Consider the following 16,646-nt stretch of genomic DNA (forward strand, 5'->3'; position numbering starts at 1 on the left):
TCGCGGCCGCTAAGGCTCGGGATCGATCTTCGAAAGCACCGCATGGTCTCCCAGCGTCACGTACTCCTCGCCCTCCTGTGTCTCGGCACCTTGGTCCCCGGCACGGCCGGAGCCGGCGAGCGCCCGGTGCCGCCACGCCTCTGTCCCGAGGACGCGCCGGAGGGGGTACGGTTGCCGCCCCGGCCTGATTGCGGCACCGGAACGCGGCGCCCGGCCGCACCGGCGCGCGGCGTTCACGATCTCGGCGGGGTGCAGTTGCGCATCGGCGGACGCGTGAGCGCCGAGTACGGCGCCGGCCGATGACGATCCTCGCGGGCGGCCTCGCCCTCCTCATTCTCTGGTGGTTTGGCAGGGACGCCCTGCGCCGCTATCCCTCGCTCAGCACGCGCCTGATCCGGCAGGTCGGGGGCTACGCCGCCCTCGCGGCAGCCGCCCTCTTCCTCGTGCGGGGTCGGATCGAATTCGCGGTCCTGCTCGGCGCAGGAGCGATCTGGCTGCTGGAGGGCTCCGCCGGCCTGCGGCGGCGCGGCCAGGCCCTGGCGGCGCGCTACGATCCGCGCCGGCTCTCCGGAGCCACCATCCGCTTCGACGCGGACGGGGAGGGGGTGGCGCTCGCCGGCCCCTACGCGGGCCAGTCCCTGGGGGCGATTCCCCTGTCGGGTCTCCTCGCCCTGTTCGGGCGCAACCCCGACACGTCCCGCCGGCTAGAGGCGTATCTGGACCGCCGGCACCCCGGCTGGCGTGTAGACGCTCAGGCTGATGCCGACCCGCGGCCGCGCCGCCCGCCGGACCCAGGGGCGATGACGGAGCAGGAGGCCTATCAGATCCTGGGGCTTGAGCGCGGGGCGACCCTGGAGCAGATCCGGGTGGCCCACTGGACGTTGATGAAGCGCCTGCATCCCGACCAGGGAGGCACGGCCGAGCAGGCGGCCCGCGTCAACGCGGCCCGTGACAGGCTTAACAACCGACATCGCTGATACTCCACGCGCGTTGTCAGACAGGGTTCTGGCGGCTCGGTGGCCCTCCCGGCGAAACGCACCGGGCGTGGGCGAAGCATCGTCGGCCCCGTCGGGGGCCGGATCACCCGCGTTCGCGGTAGTTAGCTCCGGGTGGCGAAGCAGCTGAAGCCGCTGCGCTTCAGGGCGTTGCAGGCATCCTGCGCGGTGTCCTGCTCGGCGAAGCCCGAGAAGCGGGCCCGGAACAGGGTGGCGCCGCCGTGCTCGACCTTCACCGTGTAGGGCGCGGCCTTGGCGAGGGCGCCGCCGGCCCGGTTACGGGCCTCGGCCAGCATCGACTTGGCCTTGTCCTCGTCGTCCATGGCGCCGAGCTGGATCACCCAGGCGGTCGGCGTGATCCGGGCGCCCGAGACGGGCTTGGGCGCCTCGGCGCGGGGGCCGTCAGCGGAGGCGAGGCGCGCATCGCTCTTGGCGCCGGGGAAGGGGGCCTGCCCGCCGGTCGCCGCGTAGGCCTGAGCGGAGCCCGGGAGCGTCCCCGAGCGGAATTTCATGCCGGCGCTGCCGGGGGTCGTCGTCGCGGTGCGGGATGGGGTGATGTCGAGGGGCTGGCCGCCACGGATCGTCGAGGCCGTGGTCTCGACATCCTCGTCGTCCGCCGAGGCGACCTGAGTCCGGGTGCGGGACGCGCCATCGGCCACGACCGCCGGACGGGCGCGCTCGGCGACCTCGGTCGTCGCCGGGGTCTGGCGGGCACCCGCATAGGCCCGCGGCAGGGACTGGCGTACGAGATCGGCCATGATCCGGTCGCGGCTGGCGCCGGATTTGCCGCCCAGCACGATCGCGACGATCTGGCGGTCGTCGAGGCGGGCCGCCGTCATCAGGTTGAAGCCGGAATCACGGGTGTAGCCCGTCTTGATGCCGTCGACGCCCTGGACGTTGCCGAGGAGGCGGTTGTGGTTGCCGATGACGCGACCCCGGAAGGCGAAGGAACGCGTCTGGAAGTAGCGGTAGTAGCGCGGAAAGCGGTCCTGGATCGCCCGGGCCAGCACGGTGAGGTCGCGCGCCGTGGTGATCTGGTCGGCGTCCGGCAAGCCGGAGGCGTTGGCGTAGTTGGTCCGCGACATGCCCAGGGCCTTGGCCTTCTGAGTCATCATCTCGGCGAAGCGCGGCTCGGACCCGGCAATGTTCTCGCCGATGGCGCAGGCCACGTCGTTGGCGGACTTCGTTACGATCGCCTTGATCGCGTCCTCGACCGCGATGGTGGAGCCGGGGCGCAGGCCGAGCTTGGAGGGCGCCTGCGAGGCAGCGAAGGACGAGATCGTGAGGGGCGATTCGAGGGTGAAGCGGCCTCGCTCCAGCTGCTCGAACAGCATGTAGAGGGTCATCACCTTGGTGATGGAGGCGGGGTGGCGCAGCGAATCCTCGTTGATCGCGTGCAGCGTCTTGCCCGTCTTCACGTCGACCACCATGGCCGCGTAAGGGGGGTTGTAGCCGCCGCCCCCGCCCCCGCGATGGTGGTGTCCGCGCCGCGCCTCGGCCGGGGAGGCCAGGGCCGTCAGGATCGCCGCAGCCGCGATCGCGGCCGACAACGCAGGCACCCGGCCGACGCGGGGAGTAGGGCTACGCATCACGACTCACTGCCTCGACATGCGCGGCCCGATACGGCCGGCTTGCACTGCAACATCTGGGCGGGAGGGGCCGCGTCGCCGCCGTGCCCCCGCAACATCTGTCAATCAGGCTAGGTCGACGCAGTTACGGCCGGGTTAATGGCTGGCCGGCAATTTATCGCGATCAGACCCGATGCTGCAGCGCAATATATGTCTTGACGTTTCGTGTTGCATCGCACACTTATGGGGAACGAGCCGGATGTGGCTCCGCGGGACCCTGCCCGATCGACAGGGACGCCCCGAAGAGGGCGCAGAGGAGCACCCGATGACCCAGATGTTCGAGAAGGCCGCCGAGATCAACAAGACCGGCATGGCCAAGCTGATGAAGACCGTCTCCACGGTCTCGAAGACCAACCAGACCGCCGGGATCGAGTGGGCGGACTTCGCCAAGGAATCCTACGCCGCGGGCAGCGAGACCATGAAGAAGCTGGCCGGCGCGCGCACGCTGCAGGCCGCCATGGAGATCCAGGGCGCCTACCTGAAGGCTTCTTACGAGCGCCTGCAGAGCCAGGCAAAGGTGATGAGCGAGCTGTACCAGGGCCTCGCCAAGGAAGTCGGCGCTCCAGTGGCCGGCGAGGGCGCGACCTTCGACCCGAAGGCCTTCTTCGATCCCAAGGCGTTCTTCGACACCAAAGCCTTCTTTGACCCGAAGTCGTTCTTCGACGCCAAGAACTTCCCGAAGTTCCCGGCCGTGATCGCGCCGAAGCTGGCAGCCTGATCCGGCGGAGGGTGCGGGCCTGCCGCCCGTCCCTCCACCCCTGACGACGACACCCTGAGCCGGCCCCGCGCGAGACATCGCGCGGGGCCGCTCGCGTTTCCGGGAGCGTTTGGGTCCGAAGGAATCGGACAAGTCCGCGCAGCCGACTGGCGAAGCGGCCGATCGCTCTATAGATTGCTGACGATGCGAGCGCGCCTCGCCGGCGCGACCCGCGGACCAGCAGCTTCACGAGCAGCATGCCGCACCATGGGGTCGATGCGATTCAGATGACCGACGTCCTGCTACGGGGCAGCGAATCAGCGCGCGCGGACGGCCCCGAGACTCCCCGCCCGAACCGCCACGCGTCACCTGCGCGCGCGGCCGATGACCCCCGCGAACCGGGGGGCAATGACGATGACCGCTCGGGCACGGCGATCATCACCCGCACCAAGCCGAAGACCAAGCGACCGAGCCTATACAGGGTTCTCTTGCTGAACGATGACTATACGCCGATGGAATTCGTCGTTCACGTCGTCGAGAAATTCTTCAATAAGTCGCAGGAAGACGCATATCAGATCATGATGCACGTGCACCACAACGGTGTCGGCGAATGCGGAATCTTCACATACGAAGTCGCTGAGACCAAGGTGACGCAGGTCATGGACTTCGCCCGCAAACACCAACATCCTCTCCAGTGCGTTATGGAAAAGAAATAGGCATCCCACACAGAGGCCACGCTTTGCCCAGCTTCTCTCGCAGCCTAGAACAAGCTCTCCACCGCGCCCTGGCGCTCGCCGGCGAGCGCCGGCACGAATACGCGACGCTGGAGCATCTCCTGCTCGCCCTCGTGGACGATCAGGACGCGGCGGCCGTCATGCGGGCCTGCAACGTCGAGGTCGACACCCTCAAGCGCAGCCTCGTCGAGTATGTCGACACCGAGTTGTCGAACCTCATCGGGGACGGGCGCCAGGACGCCAAGCCCACGGCGGGCTTCCAGCGCGTGATCCAGCGCGCGGTGATCCACGTGCAGTCCTCGGGCCGTGAGGAGGTGACGGGTGCCAACGTGCTGGTGGCGATCTTCGCCGAGCGCGAGAGCCACGCCGCCTACTTCCTGCAGGAGCAGGACATGACCCGGTACGACGCGGTCAATTACATCAGCCACGGCATCGCCAAGCGTCCCGGAGCCTCCGAGGCCAAGCCGGTGCGCGGCGCCGAGGATGAGCCTGCCGCCGAGCGTCCGAGCAGCGAGGAGAGCGACGGTCGCGCCAAGAAGAAGGGCGATGCCCTCGAGGCCTACTGCGTCAACCTGAACAAAAAGGCCCGCGACGGCCGGATCGATCCGCTGATCGGCCGCGAGGCCGAGGTGCAGCGCACGATCCAAATCCTCTGCCGCCGCCAGAAGAACAACCCGCTGCTCGTGGGTGAGCCCGGCGTCGGCAAGACCGCCATCGCGGAGGGTCTGGCCCGCAAGATCATCAACAAGGAGGTCCCCGAGGTCCTCGTCGACGCGACCGTGTTCTCCCTTGACATGGGCACGCTGCTCGCCGGCACCCGCTACCGGGGCGACTTTGAGGAGCGCCTGAAGCAGGTGATGAAGGAGATCGAGGCGCACCCGAACGCGGTGCTCTTCATCGACGAGATCCACACGGTGATCGGGGCCGGCGCCACCTCCGGAGGCGCGATGGACGCCTCGAACCTCCTCAAGCCCGCTTTGGCCAACGGGTCGCTCCGCTGCATCGGCTCGACCACCTACAAGGAGTACCGTCAGTACTTCGAGAAGGACCGAGCCCTGGTGCGCCGCTTCCAGAAGATCGACGTCAACGAGCCGTCGATCCCCGATGCGATCGAGATCGTGAAGGGCCTGAAGCCGTATTTCGAGGAGTTCCACAAGCTCAAGTACACCACCGAGGCCGTGAAGGCCGCAGTCGAGCTGTCGGCACGCTACATCAACGACCGTAAGCTGCCGGACAAGGCGATCGACGTCATCGACGAGACCGGCGCCTCGCAGATGCTGGTGCCGGAAGCGCGCCGCAAGCGCACCATCGGCGTCAAGGAGATCGAGGCCACCATCGCCACGATGGCGCGCATCCCGCCGAAGACCGTCTCGAAGGACGATGCGGTGGTGCTCAAGAACCTGACCGAGAACCTCAAGCGCGTGGTCTACGGGCAGCCCAACGCCATCGAGGCCCTGACCTCCGCCATCAAGCTGGCCCGGGCCGGGCTGCGCGATCCGGACAAGCCGATCGGTTCCTACCTGTTCGCGGGCCCGACCGGCGTCGGCAAGACCGAGGCCGCCAAGCAACTCGCCGCCTCCCTCGGCGTGGAGATGCTGCGCTTCGACATGTCCGAATACATGGAGCGCCACACGGTCAGCCGCCTCATCGGCGCGCCGCCCGGCTACGTGGGCTTCGATCAGGGCGGCCTGCTCACCGACGGCATCGATCAGCACCCGCACTGCGTGCTGCTCCTCGACGAGATCGAGAAGGCGCATCCGGACCTGTTCAACATCCTGTTGCAGGTCATGGATCACGGCAAGCTGACCGACCACAACGGCAAGCAGGTCGATTTCCGCAACGTGATCATCATCATGACCACGAACGCGGGCGCCTCCGACCTCGCGCGTTCGGCCTACGGCTTCACCCAGACCAAGCGCTCGGGCGACGACGTGGAGGCGATCAACAAGCTGTTCGCGCCGGAATTCCGCAACCGGCTCGATGCCATCATCTCGTTCGGCCACCTGCCGAAGGACGTGGTGGCCAAGGTGGTCGACAAGTTCGTCCTCCAGCTCGAGGCACAGCTCGCCGACCGCAACGTCACCATCGAGCTCTCGGACGAGGCCCGCGATTGGCTGACGGAGAACGGCTACGACGACGCCATGGGCGCTCGCCCGATGGCGCGCCTGATCCAGTCCACGATCAAGACGCCGCTGGCCGACGAGGTCCTGTTCGGGCGCCTCAAGGAGGGCGGAGCCGTCCGGGTCGTGGTGCGCAAGCCCGACGAGGGGTCCAAGGACGGGGCGAAGGATACGCTCGGCTTCGAGTTTCCGGCCGGACCGGTCACGCCGAAGCCCGAGAAGGACGTGGCCAACGCCGCCAAGAAGCATAAGCGCGCCAAGGTAAAGGCCTCCGCACGCAAGCCGAACGACAAGCGCGACGACAAGGGCGGTCCGAACGGAGGCTCGGGTGGCGTGCGCACCGTGCCAAAGGTGCCTTTGGTCAAGGCCTGACCCAACCCAACGGCCTCCCCGGATCATCCGGGGAGGCCGTTTCCGTATGGGGACACACCGTCACGGCCGCCGGACAAATGCATGCCCGGCGGTCGACACTCGATCCCGGTATGGTTAGCAAGCGCGGACACGGAGGGCGGGCAGAGCGACAGACCGGCCGGGAACGCCTCCCATCGCAGCGATCGACCGAGGAGGGCGTCCCCGATGAACGACTTGCACGAGGGCCCCCTCACGCCCGTCACCGGCACGCAAACTCAGACCGCCCCGAAGCTGTCCCGTCGCGAGGAGCGCCGCCTGCGCCGCAAGCGTCGGCGGCAGGGCGAGGAAATCCTGGGCTGGATCCTCGTCCCGTTAATCGTGTTCGGAATCTACTGGGGCGTGACCGCCGGCCTCGACTTCCTCGGAACCTCGCCAAGTCAGCTCTGGGACCAGCTGATGCAGGTCAAGGCGATGATGGAAAAGCGCGCCTGAAGGATCAAGGCCGCCGGAGCGCGTGGATCGAGAACAGCCGCTCGGGATCCGTCCAGACCTCGGTCGGAATCCAACCGGCCTCGCTGGCAAGGGCCTGAAAGCGCGCGACCGTGTACTTGTAGCTGTTCTCCGTATGGATCGTCTCGCCGGCCTCGAAATCGATCCGCCGGTTGGCCAAGCGGATTGACTGCGACCGCAGGCTGACAAGGTGCATCTCGATGCGAGAGGCTTGGCGGTCGAAGAAGGCTCGGTGTTTGAACCCGTCGAGGTCGATCTCCGCGCCGAGTTCGTTCCGGATGCGGGTCAGGAGGTTGCGGTTGAAGGCCGCCGTCACCCCGGCCGCGTCGTCATAGGCCGCATCCAGCACAGCCTTGTCTTTCACGAGGTCGACACCGATGATCAGGGTCGCGCCCGGCCCGAGCACCCGGCCGAAATGCGCCAGCAGGCTGGTGGCCTGAGGCGGCTCGAAGTTGCCGATGGTCGAGCCAGGGAAGAAGCCGGCGACGGCTCCCTCGGATAGCCCCTCCGGCAGGGTGAAGGCGCGGGTGAAATCGGCCGCCACGGGGGTGATCGTCAGGTTCGGGAAGTCGCGCGCCAGCGCCTCTGCCTCGCTCCGCAGAAAGCTTTCCGAGACGTCCACCGGCACGTAGGCCGCCAGATCCGGCCGGTGCACCATCAAGCGCCGCACCTTGACGGTGGAGCCGCTGCCGAGTTCCACCAGGTTGGCCCGCGCCGGCAGGGTCGCGGCGATGGCCGCCCCCTGGTCGTCGAGGATGCCGAGTTCGGTGCGGGTCGGGTAGTATTCCGGCTGGCGGGTGATCGCCTCGAACAGGTCCGACCCGGCCGCGTCGTAGAAATACTTGGCCGAGAGGAACTTCTGGGGGGCCGAAAGGCCTGCCAGCACGTCGTCGAGGAATTGCCGCTCGGCATCGATGGCGGCGATCGGCGTCGCGTCCGTGAAGACGGGATTGATGGTCAAGGCGTCTCTCCGGTACGCGACGGATCTCGAGAACTCAGCGGGCGTCCGACAGGCGCAGGCCCGTGAACTGCCAGCGCTGATGCGGATAGAAGAAGTTGCGGTAGCCCACTCGCGCATGGCCCTGCGGCGTCGCTACGGACGAGCCGCGCAGCACGAACTGGTTCGACATGAACTTGCCGTTGTACTCGCCGAGCGCCCCGTCCACCGGGCGGTAGCCCGGATAGGCGGTGTAGGCGCTGCGCGTCCATTGCCAGACGAGGCCGAAGGCGTCAGCGAGCCGATCCTCGCGGGCGGCCACTTCCCACTCGAACTCGGTCGGCAGATCCCGCCCGGCCCAACGCGCATAGGCGTCGGCCTCGTAATAGCTGATGTGGGTCACGGGCAGCGCCGGATCGACGGCCTGGATGCCCGCGAGCGTCATGCTCGCCCAGCCTTCGCCCGCGCGCCGCCAGTAGCCCGGCGCGTCCCAGCCCTCGGCCTGGGCGGCGATCCAGCCGTCCGAGAGCCAGAGTTCCGGGCGCGTGTAGCCGCCGTCGGCTATGAAGGCGAGCCAGTCGGCGTTGGTGACCAGGGCACGGTCGATGGTGCCGCCCTGGATCAGCACGTCGTGGCGGGGCGATTCGTTGTCGAAGGAGAAGCCCTCGCCGGCATGGCCGATCTGCGTGATGCCGCGGGCGAGGTCCACCCGACCCGTAGCGTCCTGCGAGCGGGGAAAGCGCCAGTCCGCATCGTAGGTGGGGCCCAGGGGGTTCTGCGCGAAGGCGTGCAGGATGTCGGTGATCAGAAGTTCCTGGTGCTGCTGCTCGTGGTAGAGCCCGATTTCCAGGACCGGCAGGATCGCCTCGAGGGCACTGGCCGAGGCCTGGCTCAGAAGGGCCTCGACCGCGCGGTCCACATGCGCCCGGTAGCCCGCGACCTCGTCGGCCGTCGGACGGGTGATGAGGCCGCGCATGATCCGCGGCTGACGCGGGCCGGCAGCGACGTAGTACGAGTTGAACAAGTAGTGCAGCCGCTCATCGTAGATCGCGTAGCCCGGGAGGTGCTCGCGCAGGAGGAACTGCTCGAAGAACCACGTCGTGTGCGCCCGGTGCCACTTCGTCGGGCTCGCATCCGCCATCGACTGGACCTGTTGGTCCTCGGGCGACAGCGGCGCCGCGCGGCGCTCCGTCTCGTCACGGACGTGGCGGAAAGCGCTGATCCAGGCCGCCCGATCGACGGGGCGCGCGCCGAGCGGCGGGGGCGGGAAGGCCGCCGGGTCGGCCGCCTCGTCACGGGTCTCGCGAAACGCTGCCGTCGCTGCCATGGCGGCCACTCCCTACTTCTTTCGAGAATGTGAGATATGGCTGCGCGGGCATTCGACAACCGAGGTCTGGCTGGCCTCTTCGTCGCGGCCACGCTTGTCCCGCGACCAAACCACGTTTTCGGCGGCTGCAGCGGGTCTCCCGCGGCCGAACCGCGTCCGACGCGGCCGAACTGGATCGCCTTTTTGCCGCCATGGTGAGATCGCCTTAACCCTCCTGGACCGACACTCCGCTTTCGACGCGGGGCAACCGGACCGGACTCGGATGCGGATCGATCTCATGGCAGGAGCGACCACGGGCGCCGTGGCACGCAAGCTGGCGCCGACGCCCACGATCCTGGTGTTCGATTCCGGGCTCGGAGGCCTCACGGTGCTGGAGCAAGTCCGGCGCGCCCGTCCGGACGCCGCCTACGTCTACGCCGCCGACGATGCGGCCTTTCCGTACGGCCGGCTCTCGGAGCCCGTTCTGGTGGAGCGGGTGCTCACCGTCATGGATCGCCTGATCAGCCTGCACGCGCCGGACCTCGTGGTGGTGGCCTGCAACACGGCCTCGACGCTGGTCCTGCCGGCGCTCCGCCAGCGCTTCGTCACCCCGTTCGTCGGCGTGGTGCCGCCGATCAAGCCGGCGGCGGAAGCCACGCGGTCGCGGGTGGTGAGCCTGCTCGCGACTCCCGGCACGGTGGCGCGGGCCTATACCCACGAACTCGTCGAAACCTACGCGAGCGCCTGCGCCGTCACCCTGGTGGGTGCTCCAAACCTCGCCGGCTTCGCCGAGGCCGAACTGGCCGGCAGCCCGGTGGACGATGCCGCGCTCGCCCGCGAGATCGCGCCCTGCTTCGTCACTCTCGAGGACGGCCGGCGTACCGACGTGGTCTGCCTCGCCTGCACGCATTATCCGCTCCTCCTCCCCCGCTTTCAGGCGCTCGCCCCCTGGCCGGTGACATGGATCGACCCGGCCCCGGCCATCGCCAGACGGGTCATGCAGCTCCTCGGCCCAGGCGATCGCAATGCCCCGGATGCCGCCCCGGTGTTCGGCGCCTTTACCGGCGGGGCCGGCCTGACCGCTCCGCTGCGGCGCTCCCTGGCCGCGCGCGGCGTCGGCGGAATCGCGGTCGAGGCCATGCCGCTGGGCCTGCAATAGCGGGCGTACCGCCGACCACGGCTTCGCTCTCCATAGGTTCGTCGCATCGGCGCGGGCCAGGATATCGCCGGGCGAACGAACCAGCCAGCCGTTCATCAGCGTCACGCGCCTGCGCATCCGCTCCGTCCGGTTCCTACCGGGTTTCGCGCTCCATGCCGTCTGGACCCGAAACCAGGTACGGACGGCGCAGGGATTCCGGGGCGGGGCATTGCTGCCGGACCTGGACTGGACCTTCTGGACCATGACGGCCTGGACCGACGAGGCCAGCATGCGCGCCTACATGCTGGCTGGCGCCCATCGCCGCGCGATGCCGCGCCTCGTCCACTGGTGCGACGAGGCCTCGGTCGTACACTGGGTCGAGGACGCGACGGAGTTGCCGTCCTGGGCGGTGGCCGACACGCGCATGCGCGACGCGGGCCGGCCCTCCAAGGTCCGCTACCCGAGCCCGCAGCACGCGACGATGACCTACCGCGCGCCGCGCCTGACCCGTTCGGGACCGATCCATCCGGCGCCGCCGGCCTGAGTCGAGCCGGCTCGGCATTGACGCGGGGGCGGGCCTGCTCTAACGAAGCGCCGGTGACGGGGCTCCGACGAGGGGCCCCGACGCATTTTCAAGCGCACCCGTGGACGGTCCTGTCCGTCCTGTCGCTCCGTCCCCGGCTCAGGCCGGCGGCGAAGAGAGGAGGGCGCGTTCCTCGATAGATCTCCATTGCGAGAGGAACCGCGATGTCAAAACGCATTCAGGCGAAACACAAGCTTGATCGCCGCATGGGCCAGAACATCTGGGGCCGCCCGAAGAGCCCCGTCAATCGCCGCGAGTACGGCCCCGGCCAGCACGGCCAGCGCCGCAAGGGCAAGATGTCCGACTTCGGCACGCAGCTGCGCGCCAAGCAGAAGCTCAAGGGCTACTACGCCAACATCACCGAGAAGCAGTTCCGCCGCTACTACGCCGAGGCGATCCGCCTGCGCGGCGATTCCGGTGAGAACCTGATCGGCCTGCTCGAGCGCCGCCTCGACGCCGTCGTGTACCGCGCGAAGTTCGTGCCGACCCCGTTCGCGGCGCGTCAGTTCGTCAACCACGGTCACGTCAAGGTCAACGGCCAGCGCGTCAACATCGCCAGCTACCTCGTGAAGCCGGGCGACCTGATCGAGGTCAAGGACTCGTCCAAGCAGCTCGAGATCGTCGTCGTGGCCGCGCAGCTCCCGGAGCGCGACGTGCCGGACTACATCGAGGTGGATCACCAGAAGATGACGGCCCGCGTCACCCGCGTGCCGAACCTCGGCGAGGTTCCCTACCCGGTCCAGATGGAACCGAACCTGGTCATCGAGTTCTACTCGCGCTGATCGAACTGGTCAGAGCCGATACGCAGGAGGGCCGCCCGGAAGGGTGGCCCTTTTTCGTTGTCATGCGGGGATGGGCGTCCTCGGCTCGATCCGGTGGCCCGGGTCGATCCGCCGGGCGCTGTTCAGTGCATCGCGGAAAACGCTCGGATCACGGCGTCCACGTACCGGGCACGGCGATGCGGTAGGCGTTTCGCGGAGAGACGCTCAGACCGAGCCGATGGTCCGGAGCCGAGCGCGGGGATGGATCTCGGCCTGGCTCATCACCGGGGTCTCGCGGCGGAAGCGTTCGATGATGGAGCGTACGAAGGGCCGGGCCTGGACGGAGGTGACGAGCACCGGCATCTCGCCCATGCGGGCGGCGGCCTCGAAACGGTCGCGCACCGTATTGACGAATTCCGAGAGCTTGGAGGGCTTCATGGCGAGGTAGCGCTCGTCGCGCTCGCCCGCGATCGATTCGAGAAAGGCCTGCTCCCAAGCCGGCGACAGCGTGATGATCGGCAGCATGCCGTCCGGCCCCTGGTACTGGGCGCAGATCTGGCGGCCGAGGCGGGCGCGGACATGCTCGACGATGTCGCGCGGATTCTTCACGTGGCCGGCCACCTCCGCGATGCCCTCGACGATCGCCCCGAGATCGCGGATCGAGACCCGCTCGGCCAGCAGGAACTGCAGCACGCGCTGGATGCCCGTGGTGCCGATCTGACTCGGCATGACCTCCTTCAGGAGTTCGCCGTGCTCCTTGGAGAGTTCGCGAAGGAGCTTCTGCACCTCGACGTGGTTGAGGAGCTCGGAGACGTGCGCCTTGATGATCTCGGTGAGGTGCGTCGAAACCACGGTGGCGGCATCCACCACCGTGTAACCCTTGAGCTGCGCCTGGTCGCGCAGCGAAGCGTCGATCCAGGTTGCGGGCAAGCCGAAGGTCGGCTCCAGCATGTGCTGGCCGGGCAGCTGCACCTGTCCGCCCATCGGGTCCATCGCCATGAACTGGCCGGGGAAGATCTGCCCCGTGCCGGCCTCGATCTCCTTCACCCGGACCACGTAGGCATTGGCGTCGAGCTGTACGTTGTCGAGGATGCGCACGGAGGGCATGACGAAGCCGAGATCCGCCGCGAGCTGGCGGCGCAGGGCCTTGATCTGGTCCGTGAGCCTGTCCTGCCCCTCCGGCCCGTTGACCATGGCCAACAGGGCGTAGCCCATCTCCAGCTTGAGGTCGTCGAGCTTGAGGAGGTCGGTGACGGTCTCCTCCTTGGCGGCCTGGGCAGCGGCGACCGCGGTGGCATCCATCGGTGCGCCGTCGGCGTCGAGGGGCGGAGCCTCACGGGCGACCTTGGCGAAGTGCCAGGCGGCGTAGCCGGACGCGCCGGCGAGGCCCAGGAACGGCAGCATGGGCATGCCGGGCAGGAGCGCGATCAGCACCATGACGCCCGAGGACATGCCAAGCGCCTTCGGGTAGTTGGCGAGCTGCTTGCCGAGCGCCTTGTCGGCCGAGCCCTTCACGCCCGCCTTCGAGACCAGGATGCCGGCGGCCGTGGAGACGATGAGGGCGGGCACCTGGGAGGCCAGGCCGTCACCGATGGTGAGCAGCGTGTAGGTCTTGGCGGCCCCCATGAAGGGCATGCCCTGCTGGGCAACGCCGATGATAATGCCGCCGATGACGTTGATGAAGGTGATGAGCAGCGCCGCGATGGCGTCCCCGCGCACGAACTTCGAGGCACCGTCCATGGCGCCGAAGAAGGAGGATTCCTCTTCGAGGGCGGCGCGCCGGGCTTTGGCGACCTTCTCGTCGATGAGCCCCGCCGAGAGATCGGCGTCGATGGCCATTTGCTTGCCCGGCATCGCGTCGAGGGTGAAGCGGGCGGCCACCTCGGCGATACGGCCCGAGCCTTTGGTGATGACCACGAAGTTCACGATGATCAGGATCGCGAACACGATGATCCCGATGACGAAGTTGCCCCCCATCACGAAGTTGCCGAAGGCCTCGATGACGTGGCCGGCGGCCGCCGTGCCCTCGTGCCCATGGCCGAGGATGAGTCGGGTCGAGGCGAGGTTGAGGGCGAGGCGCAGCAGGGTCGCGACCAGCAGCAGGGTCGGGAAGACCGTGAATTCGAGCGGGTTGTCGATGAACAGCCCGGTCATCATGATCAGCACCGAAATGATGATCGAGACCGCGAGCAGCAGGTCGAGCAGGAAGGCCGGCAGCGGGAAGATGAGCACCGTGAGGATGCCCATCACGGCGGTGGCGAAGAACAGGTCGGTGCGCTTGGACAGCGCGTTCAGGTTCGCCCGATTGGGGATCGCGAAGCGCGCGAACTGCCCGAACCCGGCACCCGACCCCGCCGCGGGCGCGGCAACCGCAGTCTCGCTCATCGTGCTCCTCGATGCCCCGAGGATGACGGGGCCCGGCAAGATTTGCCGGGCTCAGGGTTAGCGAAGGGTTAACAGAGACGCCGATCCGGCACTCGGATGGGCACACGCTCACGCGGCAGCCGACCCGGAGCGTCATCCGTGGAGGACTTGCCTCAGGCCAGGTACTTGCGCGCCACGACGGTGGCGGTGAAGACCACGGCGGCGCCGCCGGCGATCAGGGCGATGAGGAGGAGGCGGCGCGGCTGTTGCGAGGATTCGGGCTTCACCGGCTGCACGATCTGGGTGAAGAACTCGATCTGACGCTCGGCCATGATGCGGGCGCGCTCGTTGGCGGTCAGCACCTTGGAGAAATACTTCTCGGCATCGGCCCGGTCGGCGTCGAACGCCTCAAAGCGGGTCAGCGAATCGGCCAGGATGCGGCGCTGCTCGGGGTCCTCGCTGGCCGATTGCCGCTCGATGCGGGTGATGTTGTCGTCGAGATCCTTGAGCTGTGCCTTCATATCCTGGATGCGTCGGGTCTCGGGCGAAAGGTCCCGCTGACCCTGGATCAGCTGCACCGCGAGGTTGATGCGGGCGGTGCGCAGTTCGGCGATGACCTTGAGGTTGCTCTCGTTGGTCTTCTGAGCATCGAGCACGCCGTCCTTATTCCGCAAAGCCGCGACCGCGACGCGGATCTTGGCCATGCGCTCCTCGGCGCGCTTCAGCTCGCGCTCGCTCTCCACGACCGCATCGGCGCGGGCGCGCATGCTGATGGCGTTCACCATGCGCTCGCTCTCGGCCAGGATGGCCTGGGAGAGTTCAAGGGATTCCTGCGGATCGAAGGTGTTCACCGTCAGGGTGATGATGCCGGAGCCGGACTCGATCGCGGTGTGGACCCGGTTGTGCCAGAACTTCACCAGCTTCTCGATGGGCTTATCGGCATTGAATCGGGAGAAGAAGTCGATATCCGGCCGCGAGAACATCTCCCGCAGGGGCAGGACCTTCTCAATCGCCTCCACCATCGGCCGGCTCATGATATAGTTGGTCGTAATCAGGCTGTCCTGCGCCACCATCTGATGCGAGGTGGAACCGGAATTCGTACCGACCTGATCGGGAGCCGCCTTGTCGACGCTGCCCAAAGCCGGGCGCAGGGCGAAGCGCGATTCGACCACGTAGCGGTCGGACACGATGAAGCCGAAATACACGACCGCCAGGAGGGTCGGGATCAGAAAGCAGAGCACGAAGAGGGCCGGGATCAGCGGGTCCGTCTTTACGTGGCTCTGATAGGAGCGGATGCCCTTCTTGCGGTCCGCGAAGCGCGAGACCCGCGCCATCTGCCGCAGGGATTCCGCGACGGCATTCGAGCGGTCAGCGGTCGTGAGCGGCTGCCCCTGAGGATTGCGGATTTCGACGCTCATGTGCCCCGGTATTCCATCTGGTCCGGCGGAATCCGCGCCGGCACGCACCGCATCCTGTATCGACCGCACGGCGAAACCATGGCCGACCGTCCGCCCCTCGCGGGCATTCAGGCATTCAGGCGGCGATAGACTTCGATGGCGTCGTCGATGTTCTCGTAGACGATGGCGCGGCCGTTGATGAGCACGATGCCTTGCTGGCACCAGGTGCGCAGGGTGTCCATGCCGTGCGAGACCATGATGACGTCCGCGTTGGCCCGGCGCGCGTTGAAGGCCTCCTCGCAGCGCTTCTGGAAGCGGGCATCGCCCACGGCCGTGACCTCATCGATGAGGTAGCAGTCGAACGGGATCGCCATGCTCATGCCGAAGGCGAGCCGCGATCCCATGCCAGACGAGTAGGTCCGGATCTGGACATCGAGATAGCTACCGAGTTCGGAAAAATCCTCGACGAATTCCAGCACGCGCCGGGGGTCCTCGCCGTAGATGCGCGCGACGAAGATAATGTTGTCGCGCCCGGTCATGTTGGGGTGGAATCCGCCCGAGAAGCCCAGGGGCCATGAGACGCGCCGGTTCCGTACGACCCGGCCCTTGGTGGGCATCTCGCCCCCGCCGAGCAGGCGCATGGTGGTAGATTTTCCGGCACCGTTGATGCCCAGGATGCCGTAGCTGATGCCAGGCTTCAGCGTGAACGAGACGCGATCCAGGATGGTCCGGCGATGGCCGTCCGTACGGTAGATCTTGGTCACGTTGTCGAAACGGATCACGGCGGTCAGTCGCTCCCGAGGCTCGATCGGCCCTGCGCGATCGAGACCTGCCCGCCGAAGACGGCGAATTTGCGGATCGTCCCGACGCCGCGGTGAGGGGATCGCGCCCGCCGACGCACATTCTTTCCGGGAATCGGCAGCTTTGCCGTTCACGCCGCTTGCACCCCGCCGGTGCGGCTTGTACACGACGCCTCCCGACACCAGCGAAGCCCGGCTGCCCAAGCGGCGGCTGCGAGACGCGGTGACGGGACCGGAGGGGTGGCCGAGTGGTTGAAGGCGCACGCCTGGAAAGTGTGTATACCGGAAACGGTATCGCGGGTTCGAATCCCGCTCCCTCCGCCAG

General features: G+C 67.8%; 15 protein-coding genes and 1 tRNA gene. 10 read left to right on the forward strand and 6 right to left on the reverse strand.

The window, feature by feature from the left end:
- Window positions 1–42 precede the first annotated feature (42 nt).
- The gene (locus MFF30_RS01520) at window positions 43–303 is read left to right on the forward strand and encodes a hypothetical protein (protein WP_238275649.1); all 261 of its coding nucleotides are present in this window, start codon (window positions 43–45) and stop codon (window positions 301–303) included.
- The gene (locus MFF30_RS01525) at window positions 300–977 is read left to right on the forward strand and encodes a J domain-containing protein (protein WP_238275659.1); all 678 of its coding nucleotides are present in this window, start codon (window positions 300–302) and stop codon (window positions 975–977) included. The genes MFF30_RS01520 and MFF30_RS01525 overlap by 4 nt, the downstream gene beginning before the upstream one ends.
- A 122-nt stretch (window positions 978–1,099) precedes the next feature.
- Here the strand turns inward: MFF30_RS01525 and MFF30_RS01530 are convergent, their stop codons facing one another.
- Window positions 1,100–2,584 (reverse strand): SPOR domain-containing protein, encoded by a 1,485-nt coding sequence (locus MFF30_RS01530; protein ID WP_238275668.1) that lies wholly within the window; start codon window positions 2,582–2,584, stop codon window positions 1,100–1,102.
- A gap of 304 nt (window positions 2,585–2,888) precedes the next feature.
- Between MFF30_RS01530 and MFF30_RS01535 the strand changes: the two genes are divergently transcribed.
- The 4 genes from MFF30_RS01535 to MFF30_RS01550 all read left to right on the forward strand — a co-directional run bounded on the left by MFF30_RS01535 (window position 2,889) and on the right by MFF30_RS01550 (window position 7,017).
- Window positions 2,889–3,341 carry a phasin family protein gene (locus MFF30_RS01535; protein WP_238275670.1) on the forward strand — a complete coding sequence of 151 codons (453 nt, stop codon included), beginning with the start codon at window positions 2,889–2,891 and terminating at the stop codon, window positions 3,339–3,341.
- 266 nt (window positions 3,342–3,607) lie between these two features.
- Window positions 3,608–4,036 (forward strand): ATP-dependent Clp protease adapter ClpS, encoded by a 429-nt coding sequence (gene clpS / locus MFF30_RS01540; RefSeq protein WP_238275672.1) that lies wholly within the window; start codon window positions 3,608–3,610, stop codon window positions 4,034–4,036.
- Between the two features lie 23 nt (window positions 4,037–4,059).
- Window positions 4,060–6,546 (forward strand): ATP-dependent Clp protease ATP-binding subunit ClpA, encoded by a 2,487-nt coding sequence (clpA, locus tag MFF30_RS01545; protein WP_238275674.1) that lies wholly within the window; start codon window positions 4,060–4,062, stop codon window positions 6,544–6,546.
- 204 nt (window positions 6,547–6,750) lie between these two features.
- On the forward strand, window positions 6,751–7,017 hold the full coding sequence (locus tag MFF30_RS01550; RefSeq protein WP_238275676.1) for a hypothetical protein: 267 nt from the start codon (window positions 6,751–6,753) through the stop codon (window positions 7,015–7,017).
- Window positions 7,018–7,021: 4 nt separating this feature from the next.
- On the opposite strand, the gene egtD is transcribed toward MFF30_RS01550, so the two are convergent.
- Both egtD and egtB read right to left on the reverse strand, forming a co-directional pair.
- Window positions 7,022–7,996: an L-histidine N(alpha)-methyltransferase gene (gene egtD / locus MFF30_RS01555; RefSeq protein ID WP_373320821.1), complete on the reverse strand. Its 975-nt coding sequence runs from the start codon at window positions 7,994–7,996 to the stop codon at window positions 7,022–7,024.
- Window positions 7,997–8,030: 34 nt separating this feature from the next.
- Window positions 8,031–9,299 carry an ergothioneine biosynthesis protein EgtB gene (egtB, locus tag MFF30_RS01560; RefSeq protein ID WP_238275680.1) on the reverse strand — a complete coding sequence of 423 codons (1,269 nt, stop codon included), beginning with the start codon at window positions 9,297–9,299 and terminating at the stop codon, window positions 8,031–8,033.
- Window positions 9,300–9,561: 262 nt separating this feature from the next.
- Here egtB and murI point away from each other — a divergent pair, with 262 nt between their 5' ends.
- The 3 genes from murI (at window position 9,562) to rpsD (ending at window position 11,781) form a co-directional block, all read left to right on the forward strand.
- Window positions 9,562–10,437, forward strand: a complete 876-nt coding sequence (murI, locus tag MFF30_RS01565) for a glutamate racemase (RefSeq protein WP_238275682.1) — start codon at window positions 9,562–9,564, stop codon at window positions 10,435–10,437.
- Window positions 10,438–10,552: 115 nt separating this feature from the next.
- Window positions 10,553–10,960 carry a DUF3291 domain-containing protein gene (locus MFF30_RS01570; RefSeq protein WP_494337911.1) on the forward strand — a complete coding sequence of 136 codons (408 nt, stop codon included), beginning with the start codon at window positions 10,553–10,555 and terminating at the stop codon, window positions 10,958–10,960.
- Window positions 10,961–11,163: 203 nt separating this feature from the next.
- Window positions 11,164–11,781, forward strand: a complete 618-nt coding sequence (gene rpsD / locus MFF30_RS01575) for a 30S ribosomal protein S4 (protein ID WP_238275694.1) — start codon at window positions 11,164–11,166, stop codon at window positions 11,779–11,781.
- Window positions 11,782–11,985: 204 nt separating this feature from the next.
- Here rpsD and flhA read toward each other — a convergent pair whose 3' ends face one another.
- From flhA to MFF30_RS01590, 3 genes are all read right to left on the reverse strand, one after another.
- Window positions 11,986–14,145 (reverse strand): flagellar biosynthesis protein FlhA, encoded by a 2,160-nt coding sequence (gene flhA, locus MFF30_RS01580; RefSeq protein WP_238275696.1) that lies wholly within the window; start codon window positions 14,143–14,145, stop codon window positions 11,986–11,988.
- 152 nt (window positions 14,146–14,297) lie between these two features.
- A complete protein-coding gene (locus MFF30_RS01585) occupies window positions 14,298–15,542 on the reverse strand; it encodes a KpsE/RkpR family capsule polysaccharide export protein (RefSeq protein WP_238275698.1) in 1,245 nt (414 codons plus the stop codon).
- Window positions 15,543–15,649: 107 nt separating this feature from the next.
- Entirely contained in the window at window positions 15,650–16,303 is a 654-nt protein-coding gene (locus tag MFF30_RS01590; RefSeq protein WP_238275700.1) for an ABC transporter ATP-binding protein, read from the reverse strand.
- 252 nt (window positions 16,304–16,555) lie between these two features.
- Between MFF30_RS01590 and MFF30_RS01595 the strand changes: the two genes are divergently transcribed.
- Window positions 16,556–16,645: transfer RNA gene (locus tag MFF30_RS01595), tRNA-Ser, on the forward strand.
- The last annotated feature ends 1 nt before the right edge of the window (window position 16,646 follow it).

It is taken from the genome of Methylobacterium goesingense, from assembly GCF_022179225.1.
Classification (GTDB): domain Bacteria; phylum Pseudomonadota; class Alphaproteobacteria; order Rhizobiales; family Beijerinckiaceae; genus Methylobacterium; species Methylobacterium goesingense.

Bases quoted from the DNA above. Each gene is read 5' to 3' on its own strand.
- egtB (WP_238275680.1), bottom strand. From the start codon at position 9,299: ATGGCAGCGACGGCAGCGTTTCGCGAGACCCGTGACGAGGCGGCCGAC.
- clpS (WP_238275672.1), top strand. From the start codon at position 3,608: ATGACCGACGTCCTGCTACGGGGCAGCGAATCAGCGCGCGCGGACGGC.
- MFF30_RS01525 (WP_238275659.1), top strand. From the start codon at position 300: ATGACGATCCTCGCGGGCGGCCTCGCCCTCCTCATTCTCTGGTGGTTT.
- MFF30_RS01520 (WP_238275649.1), top strand. From the start codon at position 43: ATGGTCTCCCAGCGTCACGTACTCCTCGCCCTCCTGTGTCTCGGCACC.
- MFF30_RS01585 (WP_238275698.1), bottom strand. From the start codon at position 15,542: ATGAGCGTCGAAATCCGCAATCCTCAGGGGCAGCCGCTCACGACCGCT.
- murI (WP_238275682.1), top strand. From the start codon at position 9,562: ATGCGGATCGATCTCATGGCAGGAGCGACCACGGGCGCCGTGGCACGC.
- rpsD (WP_238275694.1), top strand. From the start codon at position 11,164: ATGTCAAAACGCATTCAGGCGAAACACAAGCTTGATCGCCGCATGGGC.
- MFF30_RS01550 (WP_238275676.1), top strand. From the start codon at position 6,751: ATGAACGACTTGCACGAGGGCCCCCTCACGCCCGTCACCGGCACGCAA.
- MFF30_RS01535 (WP_238275670.1), top strand. From the start codon at position 2,889: ATGACCCAGATGTTCGAGAAGGCCGCCGAGATCAACAAGACCGGCATG.
- MFF30_RS01530 (WP_238275668.1), bottom strand. From the start codon at position 2,584: ATGCGTAGCCCTACTCCCCGCGTCGGCCGGGTGCCTGCGTTGTCGGCC.
- flhA (WP_238275696.1), bottom strand. From the start codon at position 14,145: ATGAGCGAGACTGCGGTTGCCGCGCCCGCGGCGGGGTCGGGTGCCGGG.